Raw genomic sequence first — 26,052 nt, 5'->3', positions numbered from 1 at the left:
CTGAGCGGTGCTGCGCTCAGGGTGCGCCGGGCGGTCATCCTGGGCAACCGCACTTGATTTCAGTGGGCAATCTGATCAGTATTCGATCGGATCGGCTGGATGAATCGCCTCATCACGAGCGGAGGGTGAGACATGGCTCCCAAGGACGAGGGCCTGGACGCGCTGGACGCGCGCCTCCTGCTGCTGCTGTCCGACGAGCCCCGCCTGGGCGTGCTCGAGTGCTCCCGCAGGCTGGGCGTGGCTCGCGGCACCGTGCAGGCGCGGATGGACCGGTTGGTGCAGCGCGGCATTCTGCTGGGCTTCCCGCCGGAGCTCGACCTGGCGGCGATGGGTTACGGCCTCACGGCCTTCGCGGTGCTGGAGATCGCCCAGGGCCACCGCGCGCTGGTGGCCGAGCAGCTGGCCGCGATAGACGAGGTGTGCGAGGTGCACGCGACGACCGGGCAGGGCGATCTGTTCGTCCGAATGGTGGCCCGCTCGAACGCGGACCTGCAGCGGGTGATCGACGAAGTCGTCGGCGTCACCGGAGTCCGCCGCACCTCGACGTCGATAGCCCTGTCGACCCCCGTGGCACCCCGAGTGCGCCCGCTCCTGGAACGCCTCGCGAAATCAGCGGAATGAAAAACATCGCGGGCGCCCAATGCGTGGGCGCCCGCGATGCGAGATTCAACGATGTTCCGGTGGAACTCGTCTTTCTTTTCTTTTTAAGCGCCACAAGTGCTTTCGATGCCTAACGACGATCGAGAAGCGGTCCGCGGCGGGCTCGTGCGCAGCGCCCCGGAGGGGTCAGCCGGCGAAGGGTTCCGCCTTGACCAGGGTGACCTTCATGGTGCCGCCGTTGGGCAGCTCGTACTCGCGGGTCTCGCCCTCCTTGGCGTCCAGCAGCGCCTGCCCCAGCGGGGAGCTCGGGGAGTAGACCTCCAGGTCGCCGTGCGCGCCTTCCTCGCGGGTGGCCAGCAGGAACTGCTCGGTCTCGTCCTCGCCGTCGTAGCGGACGGTCAGCACCGACCCGGGGCGGGCCACACCGGACTCGGTGGGCACGTCGCCGACCTTGGCGGTGCGCAGCAGCTCCTGGAGCTGGCGGATGCGGGCCTCGATCTGGCCCTGCTCCTCGCGGGCGGCGTGGTACCCGCCGTTCTCCCGGAGGTCGCCCTCCTCGCGGGCTTCGTTGATCTTCGCGGCGATCACCGGGCGGTTGGCCACGAGCTCGTCCAGCTCACCCTTGAGCCGGTCGTAAGCATCCTGGGTCAGCCAGGTCACCTGGGTCTCGCTCACGGTCACCACTCCTCGTCGACTGCGTCCCGCGACTCCATCACGGGCACCATTGCATTTCCGCATTGTTTTCCGGCTCGATGGCCAAGTAACGGAAAAACACGGCCCTCGCGGGGCCGTGCTGTGCTCGACGATAGCACGAAACGCCACGCCGAGGGGCTGCATTTTCCCAGCGCCCGGCGTGGAACGCCTGTCTTCACCCAGTTGGCCGCGTGTGGGTGGACAAATATTCAGGAACGTTGTAAGTGCAGCCGTACACCTCCCCGGTGGCCGGTCCGGGAGACGTGCGCAACACAGTTTCCTGCCTGGTCACGCCGTCCGCAGGTTGGATGAGGACTTCCTTGCGGCCGATCTCCTCACCCGACTTGGCTCGGGAGCGCACCACGCACGCGGCGGGGCGCTGCGGGTCGTCGCGCTGGACCTCGACCACGATGCGGACGGAGTCCTCGCCGACGATCTCGAAGGCGACCTGCTTGCCCTCGATGGGCGCGGTGCCGAAGTTCTGGTAGGCGACGACCGACACACCGACCAGGGCGGCGAGCACGACGGCGAAGAGCAGCCAGCGGCGGCCCGGTCGCAGTCGCGCCTTCTTCGCGCGCGACCCGTACCGGTCCTGCGGGATCTGCGGGTGCGTCACCGGCTCGAGAAGCCTTTCGCCTGGTCTTGCCGACCCCCGCTCGCGGGGGCTGGCGCTCGGTTCGTCGGGCGCACCGGGAACAATGGGGCCCGACATCCGCGTTAAGTATCCCTGGGGTGTCCTGCGGCCTGTCAGCGGGGCCGTGTTCAGGAGAGATGCTGCGAAGCAGGAGGGGATTACCCGGCGATGGCGGACAAGCTGCGGCTGATGACGGTGCACGCGCACCCGGATGACGAGTCCAGCAAGGGAGCCGCGACCACCGCGCGCTACGTGGCCGACGGGCACGAGGTGATGGTGGTCACCTGCACTGGAGGTGAAGCGGGCAGCATCCTCAACCCGGCCATGGACCGGCCCGAGGTCGTGGAGAACCTCACCGAGGTCCGGCGGCAGGAGATGGCGAAGGCGGCCGAGATCCTCGGTGTGCAGCACCGCTGGCTGGGCTTCGTCGACTCCGGCCTGCCGGAGGGCGATCCGCTGCCGCCGCTGCCGGAGGGCGTGTTCGCCACCACGCCGCTGGAGGTGTCCACCCGGGAGCTGGTCGCGGTGATGCGCGAGTTCCGCCCGCACGTGGTGATCACCTACGACGAGAACGGCGGCTACCCGCACCCGGACCACATCCGGTGCCACGAGATCTCGGTGGCGGCCTTCGACGCGGCCGGCGACCCCGACCTGTACCAGGACGCCGGGGAGCCGTGGCAGCCGCTGAAGCTGTACTACTCGCACGGCTTCTCCCGAAAGCGCATGCAGCTCTTCCACGAGGCGCTGCTGGCCCGCGACATCGAGTCGCCCTACGGCGAGTGGCTGGCCAAGTGGGACTCCTCGCGGCCCGATCCGGACGAGCGGGTCACCACCCGGGTCGAGTGCGCCGAGTACTTCGCGCAGCGCGATGACGCGCTGCGCGCCCACGCGACCCAGATCGACCCGAACAGCAGGTGGTTCGCGGTGCCGCTGGACATCCAGCAGGAGCTGTGGCCGACCGAGGACTACGAGCTGGTCCGGTCCCTGGTCGACACCACGTTGCCGGAGGACGACCTGTTCTCCGGTGTGCAGGAGAAGGTGTGCGCATGACTGCCCTGGAAACCGCGGCCTACGTGCTCGCGCAGGCCCCGGCACCGCCGAACGACCCGGGCGGGCAGGGCGAGGACTTCGGCAAGTCCTCCCCGGTCGGCCTGGTGCTGCTGATCCTGTTCGCCGTGGCGGTGGTCTTCCTGATCCGCTCGATGACCAAGCACCTGCGCAAGGTGCCGGTGGTCTTCGACGAGGGCAAGGCCGCCGCGGCGGCACCGGCCAAGGTGAAGCGGGCCGAAGCGGCCCGCGAAGCCGAAGCCGCGGAAGCGGAACCCGAGAAGGGCGAGACCAAGCCCGGCAAAGACGAAACCCCTTAGCGGGGGAGCGAAGCGGGGCCGTCCGGTGCGACCGGGCGGCCCCGCTTCGCATCACGGCGGTGGGATCTCCGGGAAGCGGAGGCGCGCGCTCGGGCCGACCGGCCCGAGCAGCCGTGCTTCGCCCTGCTCCCGCGGTCGTTCGGCCGGGGTGCCGGTCAGCCACTCGGGGCCGGTCGCGTCCTTCAGCAGGAGGTGGTGGGCGCAGTGCCCGAGGCCGGCGACGATGCTGTTGCGCTGGTGCGGGTGCAGGCCGTTGCCCGCCACGACCAGGTGCAGGCCGACCTCGTGGGCGTCCGGGAGGAACTCGTCGAGGCCGCCCAGCGAGCGCAGCTCCGCTCTGCGGCTGACTTCGTGGAAGTCGTCGGTGACCACGAACAGCTCCGGGCCGGACCACGCGGCCGGGCCGCGCCGCTTGCGCAGGGACGCGATGACCTGCGCCAGGTCCCGGATCGAGTCCTCCCAGGTGCGGTTCCACGCCAGCAGGTGGTCTTCCGAGATCAGCGCGTGGTGGTGCTCGCGCTTGTAGTCGATCAGCAGCACCTTGGCCTGCTTCGGCGAGTACGCGCTCGCGATCCCGCGCAGCACGGTGCGGATCGCCGTGCTCTTGCCGGATTCCGGCCCGCCGGTGATCAGCAGGTGCGGGTTCTCGCCGCTCAGGTCGAGGAGCACGGGTTCGCCGCCGTCGTCGATGCCGAGCGGGATGGCGTGCGGTTCGGGCCGCGGGAGGTCGTCGTGATCGACCGCTGTCCGCTCGTGGCCGAGCTGGCGGAAGCGCGGCCCCTTCCAGGACTCGTCGATGCGGGCCACGAGCTCCCGAGTCTTGGCAGGCAGGTCGTCCGGCAGGCCGGATTCGACGTACTCGAAGTAGCTGGGCAGGTCGTCGTCGAGCACGGGCAGGTTGATCGTGCCCCACAGCTCCTGGTGCAGGCAGTGACCGGCCTCGTCCGGGAGCCGTTGGGCCGCTGCGGTGGAGATCAGCGATTCGCGCGGATCGGTGAGCCGCAGCTCGACCCGGCCGCCGACGAGTTCGCGCAGTTCGCGCGGCAGGTCGTCCCAGCGGTTGGCCGTGACGATCAGGTGGATGCCGTGCTCCGAGCCGCGCCGCGCCAGGCGCAGCACGCGTTCGGCGAGGCCGGGGTGCTGGTGCACCTCCGGCCAGCCGTCGACGACGAGGAAGTGGTCGGTGGCCTCCTCGCCGAGGTCCGCTTCGGTGCGCCTGCGGCGGAAGTCGGCGGCGGAGTCGATCCCCTCCGCGACGAAGAACCGCGCCCGGTTGTCCAAAGTGGATTCCAGGTGGGCCAGGGCCTGGTCCACCTGCTTCGGGGACCGGCTCTGCACGACGGCACCGCTGTGCGGCAGGTTCCGCAGCGGCAGCAGGCCGTTGCCGCCGAAGGCCAGGCAGTGGAAGCGGACTTCGGTCGGAGTGCTGGTCAGCGCCAGTGCCATCAGGGTGGTCAGCACCGCGGTGGTCTTGCCGCTGCCGGGCCGCCCGACGATCGCGATCCTGCTGTCCGCGCCGGTGAAGTCCAGCCGCAGCGGGTCCTTCCGGTGTTCGCGCGGGTTGTCGACGGTTCCGATGGTGACGCTTGGCGGCGATGTGCTCTCGGCACCGTATCCGCGGTCCTCGCTGGTGGCCAGCGCAGGCAGCGGGGCGTCCACGCCGGACGGCGGTTCTGTCCCGGGTTTCGGCAGCAGGAGCTTCCTGGCCGGCGGTGCCTTGTGCTGCAAGCCGTCTGCGAACAACCGGTAGGCCGGGGAACTCGACGGGTGGCGCAGGTTGGCGTGGGCGGTGCGGAACAACACCGGTTTCTTGGCTCCGCCCACCAGGTAGGCCTGATCGGGCCGGAGCTGCAGCGCGCGGTCGTCTCCCAGCAGCGGCCTGGAGTCGGATTCCGCGCAGGTGTGCAGCACCACCGAGCCGAATCGGTGCGCGAGGCGCCTCGGTAGTTCATCTGGCCCGAAGGCGCTGAAGAGCAGCTTGACTCCCAGCGGGCCCGCGGACATCAGCTTCCCCAGGGTTGGCTCGAAACCCGGTGCTTCTTCGAGGAAGTGCGGGAGCATGTCGACCGCGACCACCAGCAGCGGCATCGGACCGAACCTGGTCTGGGACTCGATGGCCTGGTAGTCGGCGAAGTGCTGCATGGACATCCCGGCGAGGAGCTGGGCCCGCCGCTCCAGCTCGCCTTCCAGCGCGGCGATGAGCCGGTGCTCGTCGTAGAGGCCCTCGCTGGTCGTCTGGACAGCCGCCCGGTGCGGAAGTTCGGTGATCGAGTTCCAGGTCGGCTCAGTGGCGGAGCCGCCGATGCAGAAGAAGCTGATCTCCGCCGGGGAGTGCGTCGTGGCCATCCCGAACAGGAGGCTGTGCAGGTACGGGGCTCTGCCGGAGCCGGTGGAGCCGAAGACGCCGAACGCGGTCCTGGATCCGAGCAGGTCGAGCAGCACCGGTTGCTGGTTCTCGTCCACGCCGATGGGAATCCGGTAGCGCTCCCCGTCCTCGCGGCGCTGCCAGAGCTTGCTCGGGTCGAGCTTGAGCGGATCACCGACACCGGCGAGGTCGAAGATGTCGATCGGCTCCTCGGGTTTCGGCTCGGTGCGGATGACCTGCGTCGCCTCCGCGACCGGCGGTGGGGGCGGCGGTGCGGCGGGTCGCGGTGGCATCGGGGGACGGGCGGGTGGCGGTCCTGGCGGCATGCCGGGCGGTGGTCCCGCCGGGCGCGGATTCGGTTGGAACTGCGGGTGCCCTGGTCGCAACGGAGATCCCCCTGCTCGATCAACTTCCGTTGGAACGGTAGTGGATCGGGCCACCGCGACGGCCGTCTTTCGAGCACGTTCGTGAGCGCGCAGGCGCGCTGCGCGCTCACGAACCGTCAGCCGCCGTGGACCTGGGTGAAGGCTTCTCGGTGGTGGTGGCGGATTCGCTCGCCCGCCGAGGAGTCGGTGGCCTCCAGCTCCGTCGCACCGGCCAGGTGCCAGTCCGGCTGCTGTCCGGTCAGGGCCCAGGCCGCTTGGCGGGCCGCGCCGCGGGCCACGTACTCCGCGGGCGCGGGCACCGTCACCGGAACCCCGAACACCTGCGGTGCCGCGACCTGCACCGCCTCGGACTGCGCCGCACCGCCGATGAGCAGCACCCGGCGCACCTCGACGCCCTGTTCGCGCAGTGCGTCGACACCCGTCGCGAGGCCGCAGAGCATTCCTTCGACCGCCGCGCGGGCCAGGTTCTGCGGGGTCATGTTGTCGCGGCGGAGACCGAGCAGCGTGCCGCTGGCGTCCGGGAGGGTCGGCGTGCGCTCGCCGTCCAGGTACGGCAGCAGGACGAGGTCGTCCGCGCCCGGGGCCGCTTCGCAGGCCAGGCGGTCGAACTCGGCCATCTCCACGCCCAGCAGCGCCGCCGTCGAGGTGAGGACCCGAGCCGCGTTGAGCGTGCACACCAGCGGCAGGAACCGCCCGGTGGCGTCGGCGAAACCGGCGATCGTGCCGGTGGGATCGGCGCTCGGGTGCTCCGCCGAGGCGAACACGGTGCCGCTGGTGCCCAGGGACACCACGACGTCGCCCGGGCCGATCGCCAGGCCCAGCGCGGCTCCCATGTTGTCGCCGGTCCCCGCCGACACCAGCTTGCCGTCCGGCGTGCGACCTGCCGGTTCCGCCGGGCCCAGCACGCGGGGCGTGCGCGGGGTGCGGCCGCCGAAGGCGGTGGCCAGCACGTCCTCCCGGTAGCGGCCCTCGCCGGGCGACCAGTAGCCGGTGCCCGAGGCGTCGCCGCGGTCGGTGACCACCTCGCCGGTCAGCCGCCAGGTCAGCCAGTCGTGCGGGAGCAGCACGTCGGTGACCCGGTCGGCCAGCTCCGGCTCGTGCTCGGCCATCCACCGCAGCTTGCTGACCGTGAAGCTGGCCACCGGCACGCTGCCGATCGCGGCGGCGGTCGCCCGCGCACCGCCGAGCTCCGCGGTCAGGTCGGCCGCGGCCTGCGCGGAGCGATTGTCGTTCCACAGCAGCGCGGGCCGGACCACCTCCCCGCGCTCGTTCAGCGCCACCAGGCCGTGCTGCTGCGCGGCGATGCCGATGCCCGCCACGTCGTCGAGCAGTCCGGCGGTGGCGGTGGTGAGCGCGTGCCACCACTCGGCCGGGTCGGCGACCGTGCCGTCCGGGTGCGGGGCGCGGCCTTCCCGCACCACCTGCCCGGTCTCGCTGTCGCACACCACGACCTTGGTGGACTGGGTGGAGGAGTCGACCCCGGCGACCAGGCTCATCGCGTTCCTCCTGCGGCCGGACCGTCAACTGCGCGCATCGGTTCCCCTGTCTGGATCTGTTGTTGCCGCGAGCCCGGGTATCGGCACGACGCGGACACCGGTGTCGAGACCGCGGATCGCCTCCAGCTCCGCGGCTGGTGCGGCGGCATCGGTGACGACCAGGTCGTAGGCGCCCACGTCGCCGTGCGCGAAGGGCGCGCTCTTGCCGAACTTGGAGTGGTCGACCAGCAGCACGTTGCGCGTCGCGCGGCCGACGATGCGCTGCTTGATCTCGGCGTAGTCCCGGACCGGGTGGAACAGGTGCCCCTCGGTGACGGCCGCCGCCGACACGAACGAGACGTCGGCGTGCAACCCGTCCAGCGCCTTGAGCACCTCCGGGCCGGTGCACGAGTCGAACTCGGCGCGGTAGCGGCCGCCGAGCAGGCCCACCTCGTGCCCGGCGCCGGCGAGGATCTGCGCGACGGTGAGCGAGTTGGTGAACACCCGCAGCGCCGCCACCTCGGCGATCCGGCGGGCCAGCGGGAACACCGTGCTGGAGTCGTCCACCAGCAGCGTCATGCCGGGCTGGACCTCGACGGCGGCCGCATCGGCCAGCGCCTCCTTCTCGGCGACCTGCAGCCCGACCCGGAAGCGCGTCGCGGTCTCCAGGGTCAGCGACGGGTAGGCCGTCACCCGGCCCCGCAGCTTGCGCACCAGCCGCCGGTCGACGAGCGCGTCGAGATCGCGGTGCATCGTCATGAGGCTGACCTCGAAGCGCTCCGCGAGATCGGTGATCCGGACCTCGCCGTGCTCGATGACCTGCCGCAGCACGTCCTGCCGCCGCTGCTCGACCACCGCGTCCGGCGGTCGCGTCCTGCCCGCCACCGCTACTCCTGCGGCCGCACGACGGCCTTGACCGCCGTGTCGTCGCGGGTGGAGGCGCACATCGTCGTCGATGTCAAAACCGCTCCCGAGGTCGATCTCGTTGTTAACACATTTTCTGAGAAGTCCTCGTCCTACTCAAGCACGTCCCGGAAACGGCGGCCGGTTCACCCCAGAGGCGCGGGAAGCGGCGAGGTTGCCCCGGAGTGGCCGATCCGACTATCGGCCCGACGTCGGCAACCGCTGCCGCCCCGAGCCGTCTTCAGGGGTGCAAGGGAACGAGACCACCAGGGAGCCTTTCGATGAGCCAGTTCTTCCGCCGCAGCGCATTCGGCGCGTCGCTCGCGATCGCCGTGATCGCGGGAGTCGGTTTCAACGCTTCCCAGGCCCTCGCGACGCCGCCGCCCCCGCCGCCGAGCGCGTGCGCGCCGGGCATCTTCGACGCGACCGTCACGCCCTCCGACAGCAGCGCGGGGCACTCGCACTACAACGTCACGCTCACCGCGATGGACGCGAGCGCGCCCTGCACGCTCAACGGCTCGCCCGCCGAGGTCGTGTTCTACCGCGGCGAAGCGCCGCTCGGCGTGCAGACCGAGGCCTACGGCGAAGGCCGGACGGTCGTCTTCGGGCCCGGCCAGCCGGTCCACTTCGACATCCAGGTCCGCAACTTCCCGGGCGGCACCCCGGCGGACCGCGTGGACTTCCGCCTGCCGGAGGCCGACGGTTCGCTCTCCGGCGTGAGCAGCGCGCTGGGCGAGATCACCGTCGACGCCGGCACCCAGGTCGGCCCGATCCAGCCCGGCGCCTGAGCCGCGGAAGATCACCGGTCCCGGGCGGGTCCGGTCGCGTCGGGAGCGCGACCGGGCCCGCCCGTCTTCGTCGAGCCGCCCGCTGGTCAGGGTTCGGCGGGCAGTGGGAGGCTGGGGGCATGGCTAATCGGCTCGCGGGCGCGACCAGCCCGTACCTGCTCCAGCACGCCGACAACCCGGTCGATTGGTGGCCCTGGTCGCCCGAGGCGTTCGCCGAGGCCCGGCGCCGTGATGTGCCGGTCCTGCTGTCCGTCGGGTACGCCGCTTGCCACTGGTGTCACGTGATGGCGCACGAGTCGTTCGAGGACGACGAGACCGCTCGGCTGATGAACGAGCACTTCGTCAACGTCAAGGTCGACCGCGAGGAGCGGCCGGACATCGACGCCGTCTACATGGAGGCCACCCAGGCCATGACCGGGCAGGGCGGCTGGCCGATGACCTGCTTCCTCACCCCGGACGGCGAGCCCTTCCACTGCGGCACCTACTACCCGGTGGCCCCGATGTCCGGGATGCCGTCGTTCCGGCAGCTGCTGCACGCCGTGGCGCAGGCCTGGAGCGATCGCGGCGAGGAGGTCCGCAAGGCCGCGGCCAGGGTGGTCGAGCAGCTGGCCGAGCAGCGCCCGCCGCTGCCGGAGTCGATCCTCGACGAAGAGGTGCTGGCCGGTGCGGTGTCCCGGCTGCACGCCGACTTCGACGCCGACCACGGCGGGTTCGGCGATGCGCCGAAGTTCCCGCCGTCGATGGTGCTCGAGTTCCTGCTGCGCCACCACGAGCGGCTCGGCGAGCCGGGCAGCGGGCACTCCGCGCTCGAAATGGCCAAGGACACCTGCGCGGCGATGGCCCGCGGCGGGATCTACGACCAGCTCGCAGGTGGTTTCGCGCGCTACAGCGTCGACAACGCCTGGGTGGTTCCGCACTTCGAGAAGATGCTCTACGACAACGCCCTCCTGCTCCGCGCCTACGCGCACTTGGCGCGCCTGGGCGACCCGCTCGGCGAGCGGGTGGCGCGCGAGACCGCCGAGTTCCTGCTGACCGACCTGCTCACGCCGGAAGGCGGCTTCGCGGCCTCGCTGGACGCCGACACCGAAGGCATCGAGGGGCTGACCTACGCCTGGACGCCCGACCAGCTGCGCGAGGTGCTGGGGGCGGATGACGGCGACTGGGCGGCGGAACTGCTGGTGGTGACCGAGACGGGCACCTTCGAGCACGGCACCTCGACTCTGCAGCTGCCGCGCGATCCGGACGACGCGGCCCGCTGGCGGCGGGTCCGCGACAGCCTCCGCGAAGCCCGCGACCGCCGCGCCCAGCCCGGGAAGGACGACAAGGTCGTCACCGCCTGGAACGGCATGACCATCACAGCGCTGGTGGAGGCCGCCGCGGCGCTCGACGAACCGCGCTGGCTGGAAGCGGCCGAGACCGCCGCCGACCTGCTGCTCTCGCGCCACCTGGTGGACGGCCGACTGCGCCGCACCTCGCGCAACGGCGTGGTGGGCACCGCCGCCGGAGTGCTGGAGGACTACGGCTGCTTCGCCGACGGCCTCCTGTCGCTGCACCAGGCCACGGGCGAGCCGCGCTGGCTGGAGGCGGCCTGCGGGCTGCTCGACACGGCGCTGGACCAGTTCAGCGACGCCGACCACCCGGGCACCTTCCACGACACCGCGGCCGATGCGGAAGCGCTGGTCCGCCGCCCCTCCGACCCGACGGACAACGCGAGCCCGTCGGGAGCCGCGGCGCTCACCTCCGCGCTGCTCACCGGTGCCGCGCTCGTCGGGCCGGAGAGCACCGCGCGCTACCGCAGCGCCGCGGAGCAGGCGCTGTCGCGCGCCGGGTTGCTCGCGCAGCGGGCACCCCGCTTCGCGGGGCACTGGCTCAGCGCCGCGGAAGCGCGCGCGCACGGACCGCTGCAGGTCGCGGTCGTCGGCGCAGCCGACAACGCCGACCGGGCGGAACTGCTCGCCGCGGCGCGGCGGCGCGCGCCGGGCGGAGCGGCGGTGGTGGCCGGGGAGCCGGAGGCGACCGGCGTGCCGCTGCTTGCGGGGCGGCCGCTGGTCGGCGGAGCGCCGGCGGCGTACGTCTGCCGGGGCTACGTCTGCGACCGGCCGGTCACGAGGCCTGAAGACCTCCCGCTCTGACTGCATCTGCGCAGGTTCGGACCCGTGAGCGCTTTGAGGCGCTATGACGCCCCGAAACGCTCACGGGTCCGGCACCGCGCGGAAATCCGGTGGCAGCGGCCCGGCCGGATTTGATCCACTGTGCGGGTGAGGATCCGCAACGTCGGCGAGGCCGAGCTGGGGCGACTGCAGGAGATCGAGATCTCGGCGGGGGAGGCGTTCCGCGCGATCGGGATGCCGGAGATCGCCGACGACCCGCCGCCGGAACTCGACGTGCTGGCCGGGTTCCAGCGCGCCGGGCGGCTCTGGGCGGCCGAGGACGAGGCCGGGATCGTGGCCTACGTGCTGGTCGAGCTGATCGACGGCAACGCCCACATCGCGCAGATCAGCGTGCACGCCGACCGCGCGCGCCGGGGCATCGGCCGCGCCCTGCTCGACCACGTCGAGTCGTGGGCCCGGGAGCGGGGCCTGCCCGCGCTGACGCTGACCACGTTCCGGTCGGTGCCGTGGAACGGCCCGTACTACGAGCGGCTCGGGTTCCGGGAGATCGATGACGTGGCGCCGGAGCTGGCCGCGCTCGTCGCCCACGAGGCGGAGCTCGGCCTGGACCCGGCCAAGCGGATCTGCATGCGCCGGGACATCAGCTGACCACTGGCCGTGCGCGGCGATGCTCGCAAGGACGACCATCGCCGCTCACCGGGCATGCACGAGGCTGGGCACTCGGGGCCCAGGCGGCGCTGAGCTACCAGCACCGCTGCGCTAAACGAGTCCGGAACAGGCTCTAGGCGTAGAGCGCCAGCCAGATCGCGATGTGGTGGCAGATCGCGGCCACCGAGACCGCCGCGTGGAAGAACTCGTGGTAGCCGAAGGTCTTGGGCCACGGGTCGGGCCAGCGGCACGCGTAGAAGACCGCGCCCGCCGTGTAGAGCAGACCGCCTGCGACCAGCAGGATCAGCGCGGCGAGCCCGGCGTTCTCCAGCAGGTCGGGCAGCACGAACACCGCCACCCAGCCCAGCGCGATGTACACCGGCACCCCGACCCAGCGCGGCGCGTTGGGCCAGGCGAGCTTGAGAACCACGCCGCCCAGCGCACCGCCCCAGACGACCGCCAGCACCACCGCGCCCGTCGTCGGCTGCATCGCGACCATCGCGAACGGGGTGTAGGTGCCCGCGATGAACAGGAAGATCATCGAGTGGTCGAGCCGCCGCATCCAGGTGCGGGCGCCGACGGTCTTCCACGTCTTGCGGTGGTAGAGGGCGCTGACGCCGAACAGGCCGAGCACGGTCGCCACGTAGATCGAGGTGCCCACCGCGGCGGCGGCGGACACCGTCGAGGCGGCGAGCGCGATCAGCGTGGCACCGGCGGCGACCGACACCACGAGCGACCATAAGTGGATCCAGCCGCGCATCCGGGGCTTGACGAACGCGGTCGGGCGGCGAGCGGAGAGGGCGCTAGTCACACCCCGAGGTTACGGGACCGTAGGTTTCGCTCGGAGGTGATCCGCACTGCATCCGGCCGTGCGCTCCGGGCCACCCGAGAATCAGGGCTCTCCGGATCCGCGTAGGCTCACCTGGCGTGGCGTTCAAGGTTCGGTTGAAAGAACTCATGTACAGCGTCTACGAGCGCCGGCTGCGCCGGAAGCTGGACGGGGTACAGCATCCGCGGCACGTCGGCGTCATCTTGGACGGAAACCGCAGGTGGGCGAAGGAAGCCGGGCTGGACGCCGCGCACGGTCACCGCGCCGGAGCCCGCAAGATCGCCGAGATGCTCGGCTGGTGCCAAGAGGCCGAGGTGGAGGTCGTCACGCTGTGGCTGCTCTCCACCGACAACCTCAACCGCACCCCCGACGAGCTCAAGGCGCTGATGGAGATCATCGCCGGGGTGGTCGACGAGCTCACCGCTCCGGAGGCGCCCTGGCGGGTGCGGATCGTCGGAGCCCTGGACGTCCTGCCGACCGAGACCGCCGCTCGCCTCTCCGCCGCCGCGCTGCGCACCAAGGGCCGCACGGGCATGCAGGTCAACGTGGCCGTCGGCTACGGCGGCCGCCGGGAGATCGCCGACGCGGTGCGCAAGCTGCTGCAGAAGCACGCCGAGGCGGGCACCACCATCGAGGAACTGGCCGAGGTGCTGACGGTCGACCACATCGCCGAGCACCTCTACACCTCCGGCCAGCCGGACCCCGACCTGCTGATCCGCACGTCCGGTGAGCAGCGGCTGTCCGGTTTCATGCTGTGGCAGTCCGCGCACTCCGAGTTCTGGTTCACCGAGGCCTACTGGCCCGCCTTCCGCCGCGTCGACTTCCTCCGAGCCCTCCGCGACTACGCGGTCCGCCACCGCCGCTTCGGCGGCTGACGACCGCGGGTTCCCGGTTCCGGGCAGCGAAAAGGCCAGGTCGCGCTGACCTGGCCTTTCCACGTGACCCGAGCTCAGCCCTTGGGGTGGTCGACGATCGGAGCGTTCACGCAGTGGTTGATCTGCGGGGACAGCACCGGCACGACCGCGCCGATGACCGCGACGTTGTTGCCGCAGGCCTGGATCGGCAGCACGCTGGCGTTGTTGTCGTTCAGGATGTTGATGCCGTCGTTGTCCGCGCTGTCGGCGTTGGCGACGGGGGCCAGGGCCAGCAGACCGGCGGCGGCACCGGCGACAACAGCTGCCTTCTTCAGCATTGATTCATCTCCTTAGAAATACTGCGGGATTCGGAGCTCACCGGCGGGTCGGGAAAACCCGCGATGGCGGCCACCGAGTGTGGTGCCAGCCGCCGGACAATTCATCGCGGCGTGCCGAACACCGAAACTTGTTACCCGATCGTGTGATCGGAAGTTCAATGCGTCACGGCTGAATCAGCGGCGCTGCGCGCTCCGTTGCGATGGGCGCGCAAAAAGGAGCGCCGAGTTTAGGCCCGGCGCCCTTTTCGCCACCAGATTCCGCGCAGCGGCGGTTGCTGGTGAACCGCCGGTCTCGTCAGCCCTTGGGGTGGTCGACGATCGGAGCGTTGACGCAGCTGTTGAGCTGCGGGGACAGGATCGGCACGACCGCGCCGATGACCGCGACGTTGTTGCCGCAGGCCTGGATCGGCAGCACGCTCAGGTTGTTGTCGTTCAGGACGTTGATGCCGTCGTTGTCCGCGCTGTCGGCGTTGGCGACGGGAGCCAGGGCGAGCAGACCGGCGGCGGCACCGGCAACAATCGCAGCTTTCTTCAGCACTTCGTTGCTCCTTGTTGGATGGGATGGCGCGAACGCTCCCCGGGTCCTCGGCTACGCACCCCATACTTAGCCGAAGGGAGAGCGCTCGGCGTGAAACATATACATCGAAACCGTCGAAACAAACCTCGTTAACACCATTGTGTGATTATTTTGTTCGGCTCCGCCGGGCTTATCGTTGCCCGGGCAAATTCATCGCAAACGCGACCGGCGGCCCGAGACGTCTTCGGGCGGGCGTAGTGTCCGCACGTGGACTCCGAAGCGCTCGCAGTCGAGTACGTGCTCCTCGGGCTCAGGTTCGACCGGCTCGTCCGGGGATTCGCGGACTCCTACACCGGCGACCCGGTGCTGCGGGCCCAGGTCGCCGTCGAACCGCCACCGGAACCGGCCCGGCTCGCCGCCGCCGCGCGCCACCTGCGCGCCGAGGTCGTCACCGCCGATCTCGCCGAGTCGCGCCGCCGGTTCCTCGCCGCGCAACTGACCGCGCTGGAGTGCTCGGGTCGCAAGCTGGCAGGCGAAAAGCTGCCGTTCGCCGCCGAGGTGGCGGCGTGCTTCCAGGTGTCGCCGGCCATGGGCGATCCCGACGAGTACCGCAGGGCGCACCGCGAGCTGGCGGCGCTGCTGCCGGGCCGCGGTTCGCTGGCCGAGCGGTTGCGCGCGGTCCGCGGGCGCGACGTGGTGCCCGCGGAGCGGCTCTCCGCGGCGGTCCAGGCGGTCTCCAGCGCGCTGCGGGACCGCGTGCGCGCCCGGTTCGAACTGCCCGTCGGCGAGACGGTCGAGTACCGGATCGTGTCCGACCAGCCGTGGAGCGGGTTCAACCACTACCTCGGCGGGTTCCGCTCGAAGGTCGCGGTCAACGCCGACGTCGGGCACCGCGCGTCGACCCTGCCGCAGCTCGTCGCGCACGAGGCCTACCCCGGCCACCACACCGAGCACTGCCGCAAGGAAGCCGGCCTGGTGCAGCGCGACCGGCTGGTCGAGCACACCGTCTTCCTCGTCAACACGCCGCAGTGCGTGCTCGCCGAGGGTCTCGCCGACCTGGGGCTGCACGCCGCGGTCGGGCCCGGCTGGGGCCCGTGGGCGGCCGAGATCTTCGCCGACCTGGGCATCCGGCTGGACGGCGAGCTGGCGGAGCGGATCGACGCGGTGCTGCTGCGCCTGCTGCCGGTCCGCCAGGACGCGTTGCTGATGCTGCACGGCGACGGGGCCGACGAGGCCGACGTCGTCGCGCACCTGCAGCGCTGGCTGCTGATGCCGGAGCAGCGCGCCAGGCACCTGGTCGGGTTCATGCGCGATCCGCTCTGGCGCGCCTACACCACGACCTACGTCGAGGGCTACCGGCTGCTGCGGCGGTGGCTGGACGAGCGGCCCGCTAGCACATCGAGCGCTGATCGTTACCGGCGCTTGCTTGACGAGCCGCTCGTCCCCGAATCGGTGCGCGCTGAGCTCGCCACCCGCGTGTGAGCCCGGAATTCACCCGGACGGAGCATCGACGCTCACCGGCAGTGGTGGCCCGCCGCCGGGGTGGAGCACCGCTCTGACCTGCTGCGGTCGCCTCCGGTGTCGCAGTTGGACGGGCCGTGACCAGCGCTGTTTTCCCGGCAGATGAAGGAGAAACGACGATTCGCTGAATCACCTGTGTGGCTGCCTGCCGAGACGCGATCACGCAGGTAGCGTGCGTTTCGACGGGCCGTTCTCAGTCAGCAAGTCCGTACGCGGCCCGTCCGGGAGGCCCTGATCGTGGCTGTTGGCTGGAGCGGACGGTTACCCCGTCCACCTTGGTCGCGATGGGCCGGTGCCCGGCCCTGCGGCCACGGCGGACGAGGCGGTCCGGCCGGGGCGCGAGGGGGCCAGGCCCGGCCCGCCGACGAGCGGGTGTGGACGCCACGCCCGCGAGGGAGTAGCCGTGACCGCACGACGTTCCCAGCCAGAAGCGGAAACCCGAACCCGGAGCGGTGATTCCGCGCGCACCGTGCACAGCGGTGGCACCGACGAGGTCCGCACGTACGTCCTGGACACCTCGGTGCTGCTGTCCGATCCGTGGGCGATAGCCCGCTTCGCCGAGCACGACGTGGTGCTCCCGGTGGTGGTGATCGGCGAGCTGGAGGGCAAGCGCCACCACCCCGAACTCGGTTGGTTCGCCCGGGAGGCCCTCCGCGCGCTCGACGACCTCCGGATCCAGCACGGACGGCTGGACCAGCCGGTTCCGGTCGGAACCTCGGGTGGGCGCCTGCACGTGGAGCTCAACCACTCCGACCCGCAGGTGCTGCCGCCCGGGTTCCGCAACGACTCCAACGACGCCCGCATCCTGGCCTGCTCGCTGAACCTGGCGGCCGAAGGGCACCGGGTCACGCTGGTCACCAAGGACATGCCCCTGCGGGTCAAGGCCGCCGCGGTGGCCCTGGAGGCCGAGGAATACCGCGCGCAGGACGTGGTCCCGTCCGGGTGGACCGGCATGGCCGACGTCGAGGTGCCGGGCGATTCGGTGGACGCGCTGTTCAAGGACGGCACCGCCGACCTCGACGAGGCGCGGGACCTGCCGCCGAACACGGGTGTGCGGCTGCTGTCCGGGTCGCAGAGCGCGCTGGGCCGGGTGACCGCGGACAAGCAGGTCCGGCTGGTGCGCGGTGACCGGGAGGCCTTCGGGCTGCACGGCCGGTCCGCGGAGCAGCGGATCGCGCTGGACCTGCTGCTCGATCCCGAGATCGGCATCGTGTCGCTGGGCGGTCGCGCCGGGACGGGCAAGTCCGCGCTCGCGCTGTGCGCGGGGCTGGAATCCGTGCTGGAGCGCCAGCAGCACCGCAAGGTGGTGGTGTTCCGCCCGGTGTACGCGGTGGGCGGTCAGGAGCTGGGCTACCTGCCGGGCACCGAGAACGAGAAGATGGCGCCGTGGGCGCAGGCGGTGTTCGACACGCTCGGCGCGCTGGCCAGCGAGAACGTCCTGGACGAGGTGATGGACCGGGGCATGCTGGAGGTCCTGCCGCTGACCCACATCCGCGGCCGCTCGCTGCACGACTCGTTCGTCATCGTCGACGAGGCGCAGTCGCTGGAGCGCAACGTGCTGCTGACGGTGCTGTCCCGGCTCGGCGCGAACTCCCGCGTGGTCCTGACCCACGACGTCGCCCAGCGCGACAACCTCCGGGTGGGCCGCCACGACGGCGTGGCAGCGGTGATCGAGAAGCTCAAGGGTCACCCGCTGTTCGCCCACGTCACGCTGACCCGCTCGGAGCGCTCCCCGATCGCGGCTCTCGTCACCGAGCTGCTGGAGGGGGAGTTCACCCCTTGATCGGCTGAGTGCCGGGCGCCTCCGATGGCGAGTCGGAGGCGCCCGGCACCCGCATCACCAGCCGGTGGGCAGCGGGCGGCCCTCGGCGAAACCGGCCGCGGACTGGATGCCGACCAGGGCGCGGTCGTAGAACTCCTCCAGGGTGCGGGCGCCCGCGTAGGTGCAGGACGAGCGCAGGCCGGAGGTGATCTGGTCCAGCAGGTCCTCGACGCCGGGGCGCTGCGGGTCCAGCCGCATCCGGGAGCTGGAGATGCCCTCCTCGAACAGCGCCTTGCGGGCCTGGTCGTAGGCGTTGTCGGTGCGGGTCCGGGCGGACACCGCGCGCTTGGAGGCCATGCCGAAGGACTCCTTGTAAGCCCGGCCGTGCTCGTCGCGCTGCAGGTCGCCGGGGGACTCGTAGGTGCCGGCGAACCAGGAGCCGACCATCACCGACGCCGCGCCCGCGGCGAGCGCCAGCGCGACGTCGCGCGGGTGCCGGACGCCGCCGTCGGCCCAGACGTGCTTGCCGAGCTTGCGCGCCTCGGCCGCGCACTCGGCGACGGCGGAGAACTGCGGCCGCCCGACGCCGGTCATCATCCGCGTCGTGCACATCGCGCCCGGGCCGACGCCGACCTTGATCACGTCGGCACCGGCCTCGACGAGGTCGCGCACGCCTTCGGCGGTCACCACGTTGCCCGCCACCACCGGCACCTGCGGGGACACCGAGCGGACCGCCTTGAGCGCGGAGATCATCTTCTCCTGGTGGCCGTGCGCGGTGTCCACGACCAGCGTGTCCACCCCGGACTCCAGCAGCGCGGCGGCCTTGGCCGCGACATCGCCGTTGACCCCGACCGCCGCGGCGACCCGCAGCCGGCCCTCGCCGTCCAGGGCCGGGGTGTAGATCTCGGCGCGCAGCGCGCCGCGGTGGGTCAGGATCCCGGCCAGGCGGCCGTCCGCGTCGACCGCGATCGCGACGTTGCGGGTCTGCTTGTCGAGCTGCTCGAACACCTCGCGGGGCTTGGTCTCCAGCGGCAGCACGACGGGGTGCTGGTCGGCGACCTCGCCGACCCGAGCGAACCGGTCGACGCCCGTGCACGCGGCCTCGTCGACGACGCCGACCGGCCGGTTGTCGTCGTCCACGACCACCACGGCGCCGTGCGCGCGCTTGGGCAGGAGGTTGAGCGCGTCGGCCACGGCGTCGTCGGCGTGCAACACCAGCGGGGTGTCCCAGACCGGGTGCCGGGTCTTGACCCAGGAGACGATCTCGGCGACGGCCGCCGGGTCGACGTCCTGCGGGAGCACGACGATGCCGCCGCGCCGGGCGACGGTCTCGGCCATGCGGCGACCGGCCACGGCGGTCATGTTGGCGACGACGATCGGCAGGGTGGCCCCGGTGCCATCGCTGGTGGCGAGGTCCACGTCGAAGCGGGACTCGACCCCGGAGCGCCGCGGCGCCAGGAAGACGTCGTCGTAGGTCAGGTCGGTGGTGGGCTGCTGCCCGTTCAAGAACTGCACGTCTGACCACCATACGGCCTCGGACGGCCGCAGTCGCCTCCTAGCGGCGGATGCGCCTGCTCGGCGCGATCATCTGATGGGGCGATGGCTCGGAGCTGGTGCCGGATTCCCGACGGCGGCCGGGTTGGAGGCGGCGGTGCGGGGAAGTAAGCCGGGACTCCCCGTCGGAGGCGGGACCCCGGCCTCTGCGTTTCTGGGTCTGCCAGTCAAGATCGCCGGATCGGTTGGTCGGTTCGAGTTGGTTTCGCGGGGCCAATTGCTGGTAAACTGGCGTCAGCCACGCTCTGTTGGGGCGTGGAAGTACGCCGGGTGTGCCCGCCGGAGGCGGGACCCCGGCCTCTGCGTTTCTAGGGCTTCGCGCTACTCATCGGGCATTGATCCGGATGATCCGGATGCGCTCACCTGCTTGGCGCAGGTACTTTTCATCGCCGCGCTCCGCGGACAGTGCAATGCCGCACACGATGTCCGGGATCCAGAGCAGAGGTTCACTGGTCCCAGGGGCGAATGTGATTCGAATGTTCGACGTGATGAGCCGCTTCTGCCGGCAAGCGTCGACCATGTCCGCGTCGAGCTTGTTGCTGTGCTTCTGGCGGGTTTCGAAGGTTGCGATGTCGGCGCCGTGCGTTTCGAGTTCGGGAAGTAAGGATTCGAGACACTTTCTCCTTCCGCGTTCGGGGAACAGCGGCTTCGAGCACCCGATGGCCACCACGCTGTGGACCAGTAGTGAGCTGAGAACCTTGGTGAGCTCCGTGCGGCGATGCGGGGGCTCTTTGCTCCAATGGAGCTTCTCTCCTCCTCGGCGCAGTCCTCGCATTGTGCTGCGAAAGTCTTCGGCATCAGTCAGGTCGACGATGGTGGCGGTGAGGATGTAGACGCCGATGGTGAGGTCATAAGACTCGTCGACGTAGGCGTGGACGAACACAGTTGCGCAGTGAAGCGGGAACTGAAGTTCGAGATCAAATCCTTACACCCGAAGGTGATTGCGAATTCGGCCTTGGTAGCTTCTCCGCGGCCACGCTCTGTTGGGGTGTGGAAGTACGCCGGGACCTCCCGCTGTATTGTGGGACCCCGGCCGCTGCGTTTTCAGGCCTCTTCTTCCGTCAGCGGTTCGAAGGAGCTGTAGGCCTGGTAATTGCGGAAGAAGCGGCTGTAGATCTCCGTGCCGTCGTCGAAGGTCGCGTCCTCCAGCGGCTTCACCTCGACGACCTGCTTCAGCTTCCAGGTGATCAGTTCGTGGTTCTCGTTCTGGTAGCTGGTCTGCTGCTGCTTCCCGTGGTAGGCGGCCTTCTCCGCGGCTTCTTCCTCGGATTCGGCTTTCAGCAGCACGAACGATTCCTCGTACAGCGGTTCGTGGTCGGCGGCGTCCGCGGTGGCCTCCATCAGCAGGACCGCGACGTAGTAGTCCAGCTCGACAGCGCGCTCGTCGGCGCGGAGCTCGCGCGGGTCGATGGGGCCGATGTTGATCGAGCCGATCGAGTCGAAGTCGTTGCTGCTCATGCTCCCCAGGATCTCACCCGCCGGGCAGCAGAGCGCGCACCGCCTCGATGCTGTCGGCCGAGGCCGCGTCCTTGTCCGGCCGGTAGCGCAGCACGCGGGCGAAGCGCAGCGCGACGCCGCCGGGGTAGCGGGGGCTGGTCTGCACGCCGTCGAGTTCGATCTCCACCACGAGGTCGGGCGCGATGTGCACGGTCCAGTCGTCGCGGTGGGTCTCGCGCTGCTGGAACTCCTCGGTCTGCCAGGCCAGCAGCTCGTCGGTCAGGCCCTTGAAGGTCTTGCCGACCATGATCGGCGGGCCGCCGTCCGGGTCGCGCGCACCGAGGTGCAGGTTGGACAGGTAGCCGCGGCGGCGGCCGTGGCCCCATTCGGCGGCGAGCACGACGAGGTCGAGCGTGTGCTCGGGCTTGACCTTCCGCCACGCGCGGCCGCGCCGGCCCGCGGCGTAGCCGGAGTCCAGGTCCTTGACCACGACTCCTTCGTGCCCGGCGGCCAGCGCTTCGTCGAACAGCGCCGCCGCGCGTTCGGAGGTCGGGCGGGGAGCCGACGGAATCCGGTGCTGCGGCGCGACTTTCGCCAGCGCGTCGAGCCGGTCGCGCAGCGGCAGGTCCAGCAGGTCGGTGCCGTCGAGGTGCAGGCAGTCGAAGAAGTACGGGTGCAGCAGCAGCTCTCGCGAGCTCTGCGCGCCGAACCGGCTCATCGTCTCCTGGAACGGTCGTGGCCGACCGCCGTCGTCGAGCGCCAGCGTTTCGCCGTCGAGCACCACCGACCGGCAGTCCAGGCCGCGCACCAGGTCGACGAGTTCCGGGACGCTGCCGGTGATCTCGCGCAGCGTGCGGGTGTAGACGTGCACCTCGTCGCCGTCGCGGTGCACCTGGATGCGCGCACCGTCCAGCTTGTACTCGACCGTCACCTCTCCGGTCAGCGCCGACTCCAGGTCGTCGGCTGGCGAGGCGAGCATCGGGCGCACCGGTCGCCCGATCTCCAGGCCGAACTCGGCCAGCGCGGCTTCTCCGCCGCGCAACGCCGCTTCGGCGGTGGCGGGCAGCCGACCGGAGAGCATGAACGCGCGCCTGACGGCGTCGGCCGCCACTTCGGCGGCCGCGGCGATCGCCTCGACCATCACGCCTTCCAGCGCCCCTTGGCGGAGCTCGCCGCCGAGCAGCCGCACCAGGAATCGCTGCTCGTCGGCGGTGGCCCGGCCGAGCAGGGCGGTCAGCTCCGACGTCCGCCGCTGCGCCGAACCCGAGCCGCTGATCTCCCGGAGCGCGTTGATCGCGGTGTCGACGGCGCTGATGGTCAGCGTCGGCACCGGTGCGGGTGCCGCGGACAGCGATGCCAGCGTGGACCAGCCGACTCCGGCCCGGCCGCCGGGCAGTTCACCGGCCAGCAGGGCGGTCGCCGGGCGGACCTCCTCGGGCTCCAGCCGTCCCAGCAGGTCGGCGATGGCCGTGGTCTTCGCCTTGCGCGAGCGCGTTGCCGCGACCTCGCGCGAGGTCGCGACCACCTCAGCGAGCAGCACCATGCGCTCATGGTGCGCGGCGACCCCGACAACCCGCAGCGGAACCGATCGTGCCGACCTGCCGTCCCGTGGGTGATCGGGTGTTCGACGCGCGAAGCCGGACGTTCCATCCCGTTACCGACCCGATGAAGCGGCGCCTCTCCCGAGCCCGGGGGAGAGGCGCCGCTTCGCGCATCACTTCCCGGTGGCCATGCGCAGCACGTCGAGAGCCTCGTCCAGCTGCTCCAGGGTGAGCTTGCCGGAGTCGACGTGGCCGCGCTCCAGGACCACCTCGCGGATCGTCTTGCGCTCCTTAAGGGCCTGCTTGGCGACCGTGGCTGCTTCCTCGTAGCCGATGTAGCGGTTCAGCGGCGTGACGATCGACGGCGAGCCCTCGGCGTAGGCCCGCGCCTGCTCGACGTTGACCGCGACGCCTGCGAAGACCTTGTCGGCCAGCAGGCGCGACACCGCGGCCAGCAGCCGCGCCGATTCGAGCACGTTGCGGGCGATCACCGGCAGCATCACGTTGAGCTGGAAGTTGCCCTGCGAACCGGCGAAGGCCACCGCCGCGTCGTTGCCGATCACCTGCGCGACCACCTGCAGGGTCGCCTCCGGGATCACCGGGTTGACCTTGCCCGGCATGATCGACGAGCCCGGCTGCAGGTCCGGCAGCGCCAGCTCGGCCAGGCCGGTGCGCGGGCCGGAACCCAGCCAGCGCAGGTCGTTGGCGATCTTGGTCAGGCTCACCGCGACGGTGCGCAGGTGACCGGAGGTCTCCACCACCGAGTCCTGCGCGGCCTGGGCCTCGAAGTGATCGCGCGCCTCGGTCAGCGGCAGGCCGGTGACCGAGGCCAGCTCCGCGGACACCGCCGCGCCGAAGCCCTCGGGCGCGTTGAGCCCGGATCCGACGGCGGTGCCGCCGATCGGCAGCTCGCCCAGCCGCGGCAGGCCGCTGCGCAGCCGCTCGACGCCGTAGCGCACCTGCGACGCCCAAGCCCCGGCCTCCTGGGCGAGGGTGATCGGCACCGCGTCCATGAGGTGCGTGCGACCGGACTTGACCACCTCGGTCCACTCGGCGGCGCGGCCCTCGATGGTGCTCGCCAGGTGCTCCAGCGCCGGGACGACGTCGGTGAGCACCGCCTCGGTGGCGGCGACGTGGATGGTCGTCGGGAAGGTGTCGTTGGACGACTGCGAGGCGTTGACGTGGTCGTTCGGGTGCACGTCGCGGCCCAGCGCGCGGGACGCCAGCGTCGCGATGACCTCGTTGGCGTTCATGTTCGACGACGTGCCGGAGCCGGTCTGGAACACGTCGATGGGGAAGTGCTCGTCGTGCGCGCCCTCGGCGACCTCGTCGGCCGCGGCGGCGATCGCCTCGGCGACCTCGGCGTCGAGCACCCCGAGCCGGCCGTTGACGCGGGCGGCGGCGGCCTTGAGCAGGCCGAGCGCGCGGATCTGGGCGCGCTCCAGGCCCCGCCCGGAGATCGGGAAGTTCTCCACGGCTCGCTGCGTCTGCGCGCGGTACAGGGCGGCGGCGGGCACCCGCACCTCGCCCATCGTGTCGTGCTCGATCCGGTAGTCCTGTTCAGCCATGACAGAAGTGTCCCGCCGCGATGACCACCAGGTCAGCGTGGGCCGCCCCACTCCTCGCCGCGGATGCGGCCGGAAGCAGCGCAAACGCTGCGCCTGGACCGATGAAGGTGCCGCATCTCGCACGGGAAGCACGAAGGGCGCCTGCCGGGTGGCAGGCGCCCTCCGCGAGAACCGGATCAGCCGATCGTGTCGTTGATCCAGGTCTTGTAGGCCGTCGCGTCCGTGTAGATGGACGGCGCGGTGCCGCAGACCGGGATCAGGCTGCCCAGCCGGCTGGTGACGCCGGTGAGCTTCCAGTCGCCCGGCTGGCCCTCCAGCTGCGGGCCGCCGGAGTCGCCGAAGCACGCGTTGGCGAGCAGCTCCGAGCTGCCGGTGCAGATCTCGGTGTCGGCGTCGACGGCGCTCAGCGAGCACTGGCTGTCCGAGACCACCTGGGTCTCCAGCTCCTGCAGCTGCACCGGCGGCTGGCCGCAGCCGCGGATCGGGCAGGTCACGCCCCAGCCGATGATCCGCGAGGGCGTGCCCTCCGGGCCGGAGGCGTCGGCGATCTCGATCGGCGTCGCCGAGACCGGCTGGTCCAGCTTCAGCAGTGCGATGTCGCCGTTGGGGCCGTTGGTCGCGTAGTCCGGGTGGACCACGATCTCGGACACGCCCGCCTCGGTGCCGCCGGTGGTGTGGTCCTGGCTGCCGATGCGCAGGTCCAGGTCCGCCGGTGCGACGTCCTGCACGCAGTGGGCGGCGGTCAGCACCCACTGCTCATCGATCAGCGACGCTCCGCAGCTGTGGTTGCCGGCCCGCTGCAGCGAGGCCATCCAGTCGTACTGCTCGGTCGCGTCGTGGCCCCCGACGATCAGCGCGCCCGGGTCGTCGTCCGCGGTCGCGGCCGGCGCGAGACCTGCGCCCAGCGCGATCGCGGCGATGCCAGCGAGCAGCATGGATCTCTTCTTCACGAATTCTCCTCCCCGACGAGATCCCCTTTCGGTGAACGTATGGGCGGCACCACGGGGCGGGTACCGCCGAGTGCCGCAGCGGCTTCGGCGGACTGGCCCAGCTGCGCGGACATGGCGGCCGGATCCGGCTAGCCTGGGAGCGTCCACGCACGATCGATGGCGAGGTGGGTGGGATGGCGGCGGTTGCGCACGAGGTCGATCTGCTGGTCGTCGGCGCGGGCCCGACGGGGCTGTTCGCCGCCTACTACGCGGGTTTTCGCGGGATGTCGGTGGCGCTGGTGGACGCCCTGCCCGAGCCGGGCGGCCAGGTGACCGCGATGTACCCGGAGAAGATGATCTTCGACGTGGCCGGGTTCCCCGCGGTGCGCGGCCGGGATCTGGTTGCCGCGCTGGTGGAACAGGCCGATCAGTACGCACCGCGCTACCTGCTCGGCAGGCACGCGGTCGAACTGTCCGATGTGGATGGCGAGCTGCTGGTCGGGCTCGGCGGTGGCGAGGCGGTGCGCGCGGGCGCGGTGCTGATCACCGCGGGCATCGGCGAGTTCAGCCCTCGACCGCTGCCCGCAGGCGGCGACTGGCTCGGCCGCGGCGTCGTGCACTTCATCCCCGAGCTGGCCGTGCACAGTGGACGCGACGTGGTGGTGGTCGGCGGCGGTGACTCCGCGTTCGACTGGGCGCTGGCGCTGCACCCGGTGGCGCGCAGCGTCGCGCTGGTGCACCGCCGAGCGCGGTTCCGCGCGCACCCGGGCCTGGTCGACAAGGTCGAGGACCTCGGCGTCCCGCTGATCACACCGGCCGAGGTGGTGGAGATCCGCGGTGACCAGGGCGGGGTGCACGAGGTCGAGATCGAGGTCGGCGGTGCGGAGCGCCGGGTGCTCCCCGCGCAGACCGTGGTCGCCGCGCTGGGCTTCACCGCCGATCTGGGCCCCATCGAGGGTTGGGGCCTGGAGCTGGAGAAGCGCGCGATCCTGGTGGACACGACGATGCGCACGAACCGCCCGCGGGTGTACGCGGCGGGCGACGTCGCGGCCTACCCGGGCAAGGTCAAGCTGATCGCGACGGGCTTCGGCGAAGCGGCGACGGCGGTGAACAACATCGCGGTGGAGCTCAACCCGGACGCCCACCTCTTCCCGGGCCACTCCTCGAACCTGCCCTGACCCGGTCACGGGCCGGACCGCACGGGCCCCGGGTCCGGACGTGCAGGGCAGGCC

24 protein-coding genes are annotated in these 26,052 nt (G+C 71.2%); 10 read left to right on the top strand and 14 right to left on the bottom strand.

Features of this window, described 5'->3' with window-relative positions; genetic code table 11:
- Positions 1–132 precede the first annotated feature (132 nt).
- Positions 133–621 carry an Lrp/AsnC family transcriptional regulator gene (locus C4T78_RS18935; protein ID WP_093152821.1) on the top strand — a complete coding sequence of 163 codons (489 nt, stop codon included), beginning with the start codon at positions 133–135 and terminating at the stop codon, positions 619–621.
- Positions 622–786: 165 nt separating this feature from the next.
- On the opposite strand, the gene greA is transcribed toward C4T78_RS18935, so the two are convergent.
- Positions 787–1,275, bottom strand: a complete 489-nt coding sequence (gene greA / locus C4T78_RS18930; protein ID WP_177247492.1) for a transcription elongation factor GreA — start codon at positions 1,273–1,275, stop codon at positions 787–789.
- Between the two features lie 193 nt (positions 1,276–1,468).
- Positions 1,469–1,909 (bottom strand): DUF4307 domain-containing protein, encoded by a 441-nt coding sequence (locus C4T78_RS18925; RefSeq protein ID WP_235863304.1) that lies wholly within the window; start codon positions 1,907–1,909, stop codon positions 1,469–1,471.
- A 186-nt stretch (positions 1,910–2,095) separates the two neighbouring features.
- On the opposite strand from C4T78_RS18925, the gene mca reads away from it, so the two are divergent.
- Positions 2,096–2,977 carry a mycothiol conjugate amidase Mca gene (mca, locus tag C4T78_RS18920; protein WP_093349449.1) on the top strand — a complete coding sequence of 294 codons (882 nt, stop codon included), beginning with the start codon at positions 2,096–2,098 and terminating at the stop codon, positions 2,975–2,977.
- On the top strand, positions 2,974–3,294 hold the full coding sequence (locus C4T78_RS18915) for a hypothetical protein (protein WP_093350105.1): 321 nt from the start codon (positions 2,974–2,976) through the stop codon (positions 3,292–3,294). Before mca ends, C4T78_RS18915 begins: the two co-directional genes overlap by 4 nt.
- Positions 3,295–3,345: 51 nt before the next feature.
- Here the strand turns inward: C4T78_RS18915 and eccCb are convergent, their stop codons facing one another.
- The 3 genes from eccCb to C4T78_RS18900 form a co-directional block, all read right to left on the bottom strand.
- Positions 3,346–5,952: a type VII secretion protein EccCb gene (gene eccCb, locus C4T78_RS18910; RefSeq protein WP_177247491.1), complete on the bottom strand. Its 2,607-nt coding sequence runs from the start codon at positions 5,950–5,952 to the stop codon at positions 3,346–3,348.
- Between the two features lie 209 nt (positions 5,953–6,161).
- A complete protein-coding gene (gene xylB / locus C4T78_RS18905) occupies positions 6,162–7,541 on the bottom strand; it encodes a xylulokinase (RefSeq protein ID WP_093349445.1) in 1,380 nt (459 codons plus the stop codon).
- Positions 7,542–7,565: 24 nt separating this feature from the next.
- On the bottom strand, positions 7,566–8,405 hold the full coding sequence (locus tag C4T78_RS18900) for a DeoR/GlpR family DNA-binding transcription regulator (protein WP_093349443.1): 840 nt from the start codon (positions 8,403–8,405) through the stop codon (positions 7,566–7,568).
- Between the two features lie 299 nt (positions 8,406–8,704).
- Between C4T78_RS18900 and C4T78_RS18895 the strand changes: the two genes are divergently transcribed.
- The 3 genes from C4T78_RS18895 (at position 8,705) to C4T78_RS18885 (ending at position 11,970) form a co-directional block, all read left to right on the top strand.
- A complete protein-coding gene (locus tag C4T78_RS18895; protein WP_093349441.1) occupies positions 8,705–9,211 on the top strand; it encodes a DUF4232 domain-containing protein in 507 nt (168 codons plus the stop codon).
- 119 nt (positions 9,212–9,330) lie between these two features.
- Entirely contained in the window at positions 9,331–11,343 is a 2,013-nt protein-coding gene (locus tag C4T78_RS18890) for a thioredoxin domain-containing protein (RefSeq protein WP_093349438.1), read from the top strand.
- A gap of 126 nt (positions 11,344–11,469) precedes the next feature.
- Positions 11,470–11,970 carry a GNAT family N-acetyltransferase gene (locus tag C4T78_RS18885; RefSeq protein ID WP_235863300.1) on the top strand — a complete coding sequence of 167 codons (501 nt, stop codon included), beginning with the start codon at positions 11,470–11,472 and terminating at the stop codon, positions 11,968–11,970.
- Positions 11,971–12,103: 133 nt separating this feature from the next.
- Here the strand turns inward: C4T78_RS18885 and trhA are convergent, their stop codons facing one another.
- Positions 12,104–12,781 carry a PAQR family membrane homeostasis protein TrhA gene (gene trhA / locus C4T78_RS18880; protein ID WP_328586463.1) on the bottom strand — a complete coding sequence of 226 codons (678 nt, stop codon included), beginning with the start codon at positions 12,779–12,781 and terminating at the stop codon, positions 12,104–12,106.
- 116 nt (positions 12,782–12,897) lie between these two features.
- On the opposite strand from trhA, the gene C4T78_RS18875 reads away from it, so the two are divergent.
- Positions 12,898–13,674 (top strand): isoprenyl transferase, encoded by a 777-nt coding sequence (locus C4T78_RS18875; RefSeq protein WP_093349433.1) that lies wholly within the window; start codon positions 12,898–12,900, stop codon positions 13,672–13,674.
- 74 nt (positions 13,675–13,748) lie between these two features.
- On the opposite strand, the gene C4T78_RS18870 is transcribed toward C4T78_RS18875, so the two are convergent.
- A complete protein-coding gene (locus tag C4T78_RS18870; protein WP_177247490.1) occupies positions 13,749–13,991 on the bottom strand; it encodes a hypothetical protein in 243 nt (80 codons plus the stop codon).
- Between the two features lie 295 nt (positions 13,992–14,286).
- On the bottom strand, positions 14,287–14,529 hold the full coding sequence (locus C4T78_RS18865; protein WP_177247489.1) for a hypothetical protein: 243 nt from the start codon (positions 14,527–14,529) through the stop codon (positions 14,287–14,289).
- A gap of 246 nt (positions 14,530–14,775) precedes the next feature.
- On the opposite strand from C4T78_RS18865, the gene C4T78_RS18860 reads away from it, so the two are divergent.
- Both C4T78_RS18860 and phoH2 read left to right on the top strand, forming a co-directional pair.
- On the top strand, positions 14,776–15,990 hold the full coding sequence (locus C4T78_RS18860) for a DUF885 domain-containing protein (RefSeq protein WP_093349431.1): 1,215 nt from the start codon (positions 14,776–14,778) through the stop codon (positions 15,988–15,990).
- 508 nt (positions 15,991–16,498) lie between these two features.
- Entirely contained in the window at positions 16,499–17,812 is a 1,314-nt protein-coding gene (gene phoH2, locus C4T78_RS18855; protein ID WP_374703890.1) for an RNA 5'-3' helicase PhoH2, read from the top strand.
- Positions 17,813–17,866: 54 nt separating this feature from the next.
- Here phoH2 and C4T78_RS18850 read toward each other — a convergent pair whose 3' ends face one another.
- From C4T78_RS18850 to C4T78_RS18825, 6 genes are all read right to left on the bottom strand, one after another.
- On the bottom strand, positions 17,867–19,306 hold the full coding sequence (locus tag C4T78_RS18850) for a GuaB1 family IMP dehydrogenase-related protein (protein WP_093349426.1): 1,440 nt from the start codon (positions 19,304–19,306) through the stop codon (positions 17,867–17,869).
- Positions 19,307–19,670: 364 nt separating this feature from the next.
- Positions 19,671–20,228, bottom strand: a complete 558-nt coding sequence (locus C4T78_RS18845; RefSeq protein ID WP_093349423.1) for a hypothetical protein — start codon at positions 20,226–20,228, stop codon at positions 19,671–19,673.
- 161 nt (positions 20,229–20,389) lie between these two features.
- Positions 20,390–20,803 (bottom strand): DUF4288 domain-containing protein, encoded by a 414-nt coding sequence (locus tag C4T78_RS18840; RefSeq protein ID WP_093152852.1) that lies wholly within the window; start codon positions 20,801–20,803, stop codon positions 20,390–20,392.
- A gap of 13 nt (positions 20,804–20,816) precedes the next feature.
- Positions 20,817–22,325, bottom strand: coding sequence for an ATP-dependent DNA ligase (locus tag C4T78_RS18835; RefSeq protein ID WP_093349420.1), 1,509 nt, complete (start codon positions 22,323–22,325; stop codon positions 20,817–20,819).
- Positions 22,326–22,496: 171 nt separating this feature from the next.
- Positions 22,497–23,891, bottom strand: a complete 1,395-nt coding sequence (locus tag C4T78_RS18830) for a class II fumarate hydratase (RefSeq protein WP_093349413.1) — start codon at positions 23,889–23,891, stop codon at positions 22,497–22,499.
- A 176-nt stretch (positions 23,892–24,067) separates the two neighbouring features.
- Complete coding sequence (locus C4T78_RS18825) at positions 24,068–24,826, bottom strand: S1 family peptidase (protein WP_093349411.1); 759 nt, start codon at positions 24,824–24,826, stop codon at positions 24,068–24,070.
- A 188-nt stretch (positions 24,827–25,014) separates the two neighbouring features.
- Here C4T78_RS18825 and C4T78_RS18820 point away from each other — a divergent pair, with 188 nt between their 5' ends.
- Positions 25,015–25,998 carry an NAD(P)/FAD-dependent oxidoreductase gene (locus C4T78_RS18820; protein ID WP_093349408.1) on the top strand — a complete coding sequence of 328 codons (984 nt, stop codon included), beginning with the start codon at positions 25,015–25,017 and terminating at the stop codon, positions 25,996–25,998.
- The last annotated feature ends 54 nt before the right edge of the window (positions 25,999–26,052 follow it).

It is taken from the genome of Saccharopolyspora kobensis (genome assembly GCF_900108315.1).
In the GTDB taxonomy this organism is placed as follows: domain Bacteria; phylum Actinomycetota; class Actinomycetes; order Mycobacteriales; family Pseudonocardiaceae; genus Saccharopolyspora; species Saccharopolyspora kobensis.
The sequence above is the reverse complement of the archived record's forward strand: the minus strand, read 5'-3'. Positions and strand labels throughout refer to the sequence as shown.

What these genes read in the sequence shown, in the direction of transcription:
- C4T78_RS18825 (WP_093349411.1), bottom strand. Translation starts at nt 24,826, where the DNA reads ATGCTGCTCGCTGGCATCGCCGCGATCGCGCTGGGCGCAGGTCTCGCG.
- C4T78_RS18890 (WP_093349438.1), top strand. Translation starts at nt 9,331, where the DNA reads ATGGCTAATCGGCTCGCGGGCGCGACCAGCCCGTACCTGCTCCAGCAC.
- C4T78_RS18915 (WP_093350105.1), top strand. Translation starts at nt 2,974, where the DNA reads ATGACTGCCCTGGAAACCGCGGCCTACGTGCTCGCGCAGGCCCCGGCA.
- mca (WP_093349449.1), top strand. Translation starts at nt 2,096, where the DNA reads ATGGCGGACAAGCTGCGGCTGATGACGGTGCACGCGCACCCGGATGAC.
- eccCb (WP_177247491.1), bottom strand. Translation starts at nt 5,952, where the DNA reads ATGCCACCGCGACCCGCCGCACCGCCGCCCCCACCGCCGGTCGCGGAG.
- xylB (WP_093349445.1), bottom strand. Translation starts at nt 7,541, where the DNA reads ATGAGCCTGGTCGCCGGGGTCGACTCCTCCACCCAGTCCACCAAGGTC.
- C4T78_RS18895 (WP_093349441.1), top strand. Translation starts at nt 8,705, where the DNA reads ATGAGCCAGTTCTTCCGCCGCAGCGCATTCGGCGCGTCGCTCGCGATC.
- C4T78_RS18870 (WP_177247490.1), bottom strand. Translation starts at nt 13,991, where the DNA reads ATGCTGAAGAAGGCAGCTGTTGTCGCCGGTGCCGCCGCCGGTCTGCTG.
- C4T78_RS18820 (WP_093349408.1), top strand. Translation starts at nt 25,015, where the DNA reads ATGGCGGCGGTTGCGCACGAGGTCGATCTGCTGGTCGTCGGCGCGGGC.
- C4T78_RS18840 (WP_093152852.1), bottom strand. Translation starts at nt 20,803, where the DNA reads ATGAGCAGCAACGACTTCGACTCGATCGGCTCGATCAACATCGGCCCC.
- C4T78_RS18830 (WP_093349413.1), bottom strand. Translation starts at nt 23,891, where the DNA reads ATGGCTGAACAGGACTACCGGATCGAGCACGACACGATGGGCGAGGTG.
- C4T78_RS18935 (WP_093152821.1), top strand. Translation starts at nt 133, where the DNA reads ATGGCTCCCAAGGACGAGGGCCTGGACGCGCTGGACGCGCGCCTCCTG.
- C4T78_RS18835 (WP_093349420.1), bottom strand. Translation starts at nt 22,325, where the DNA reads ATGGTGCTGCTCGCTGAGGTGGTCGCGACCTCGCGCGAGGTCGCGGCA.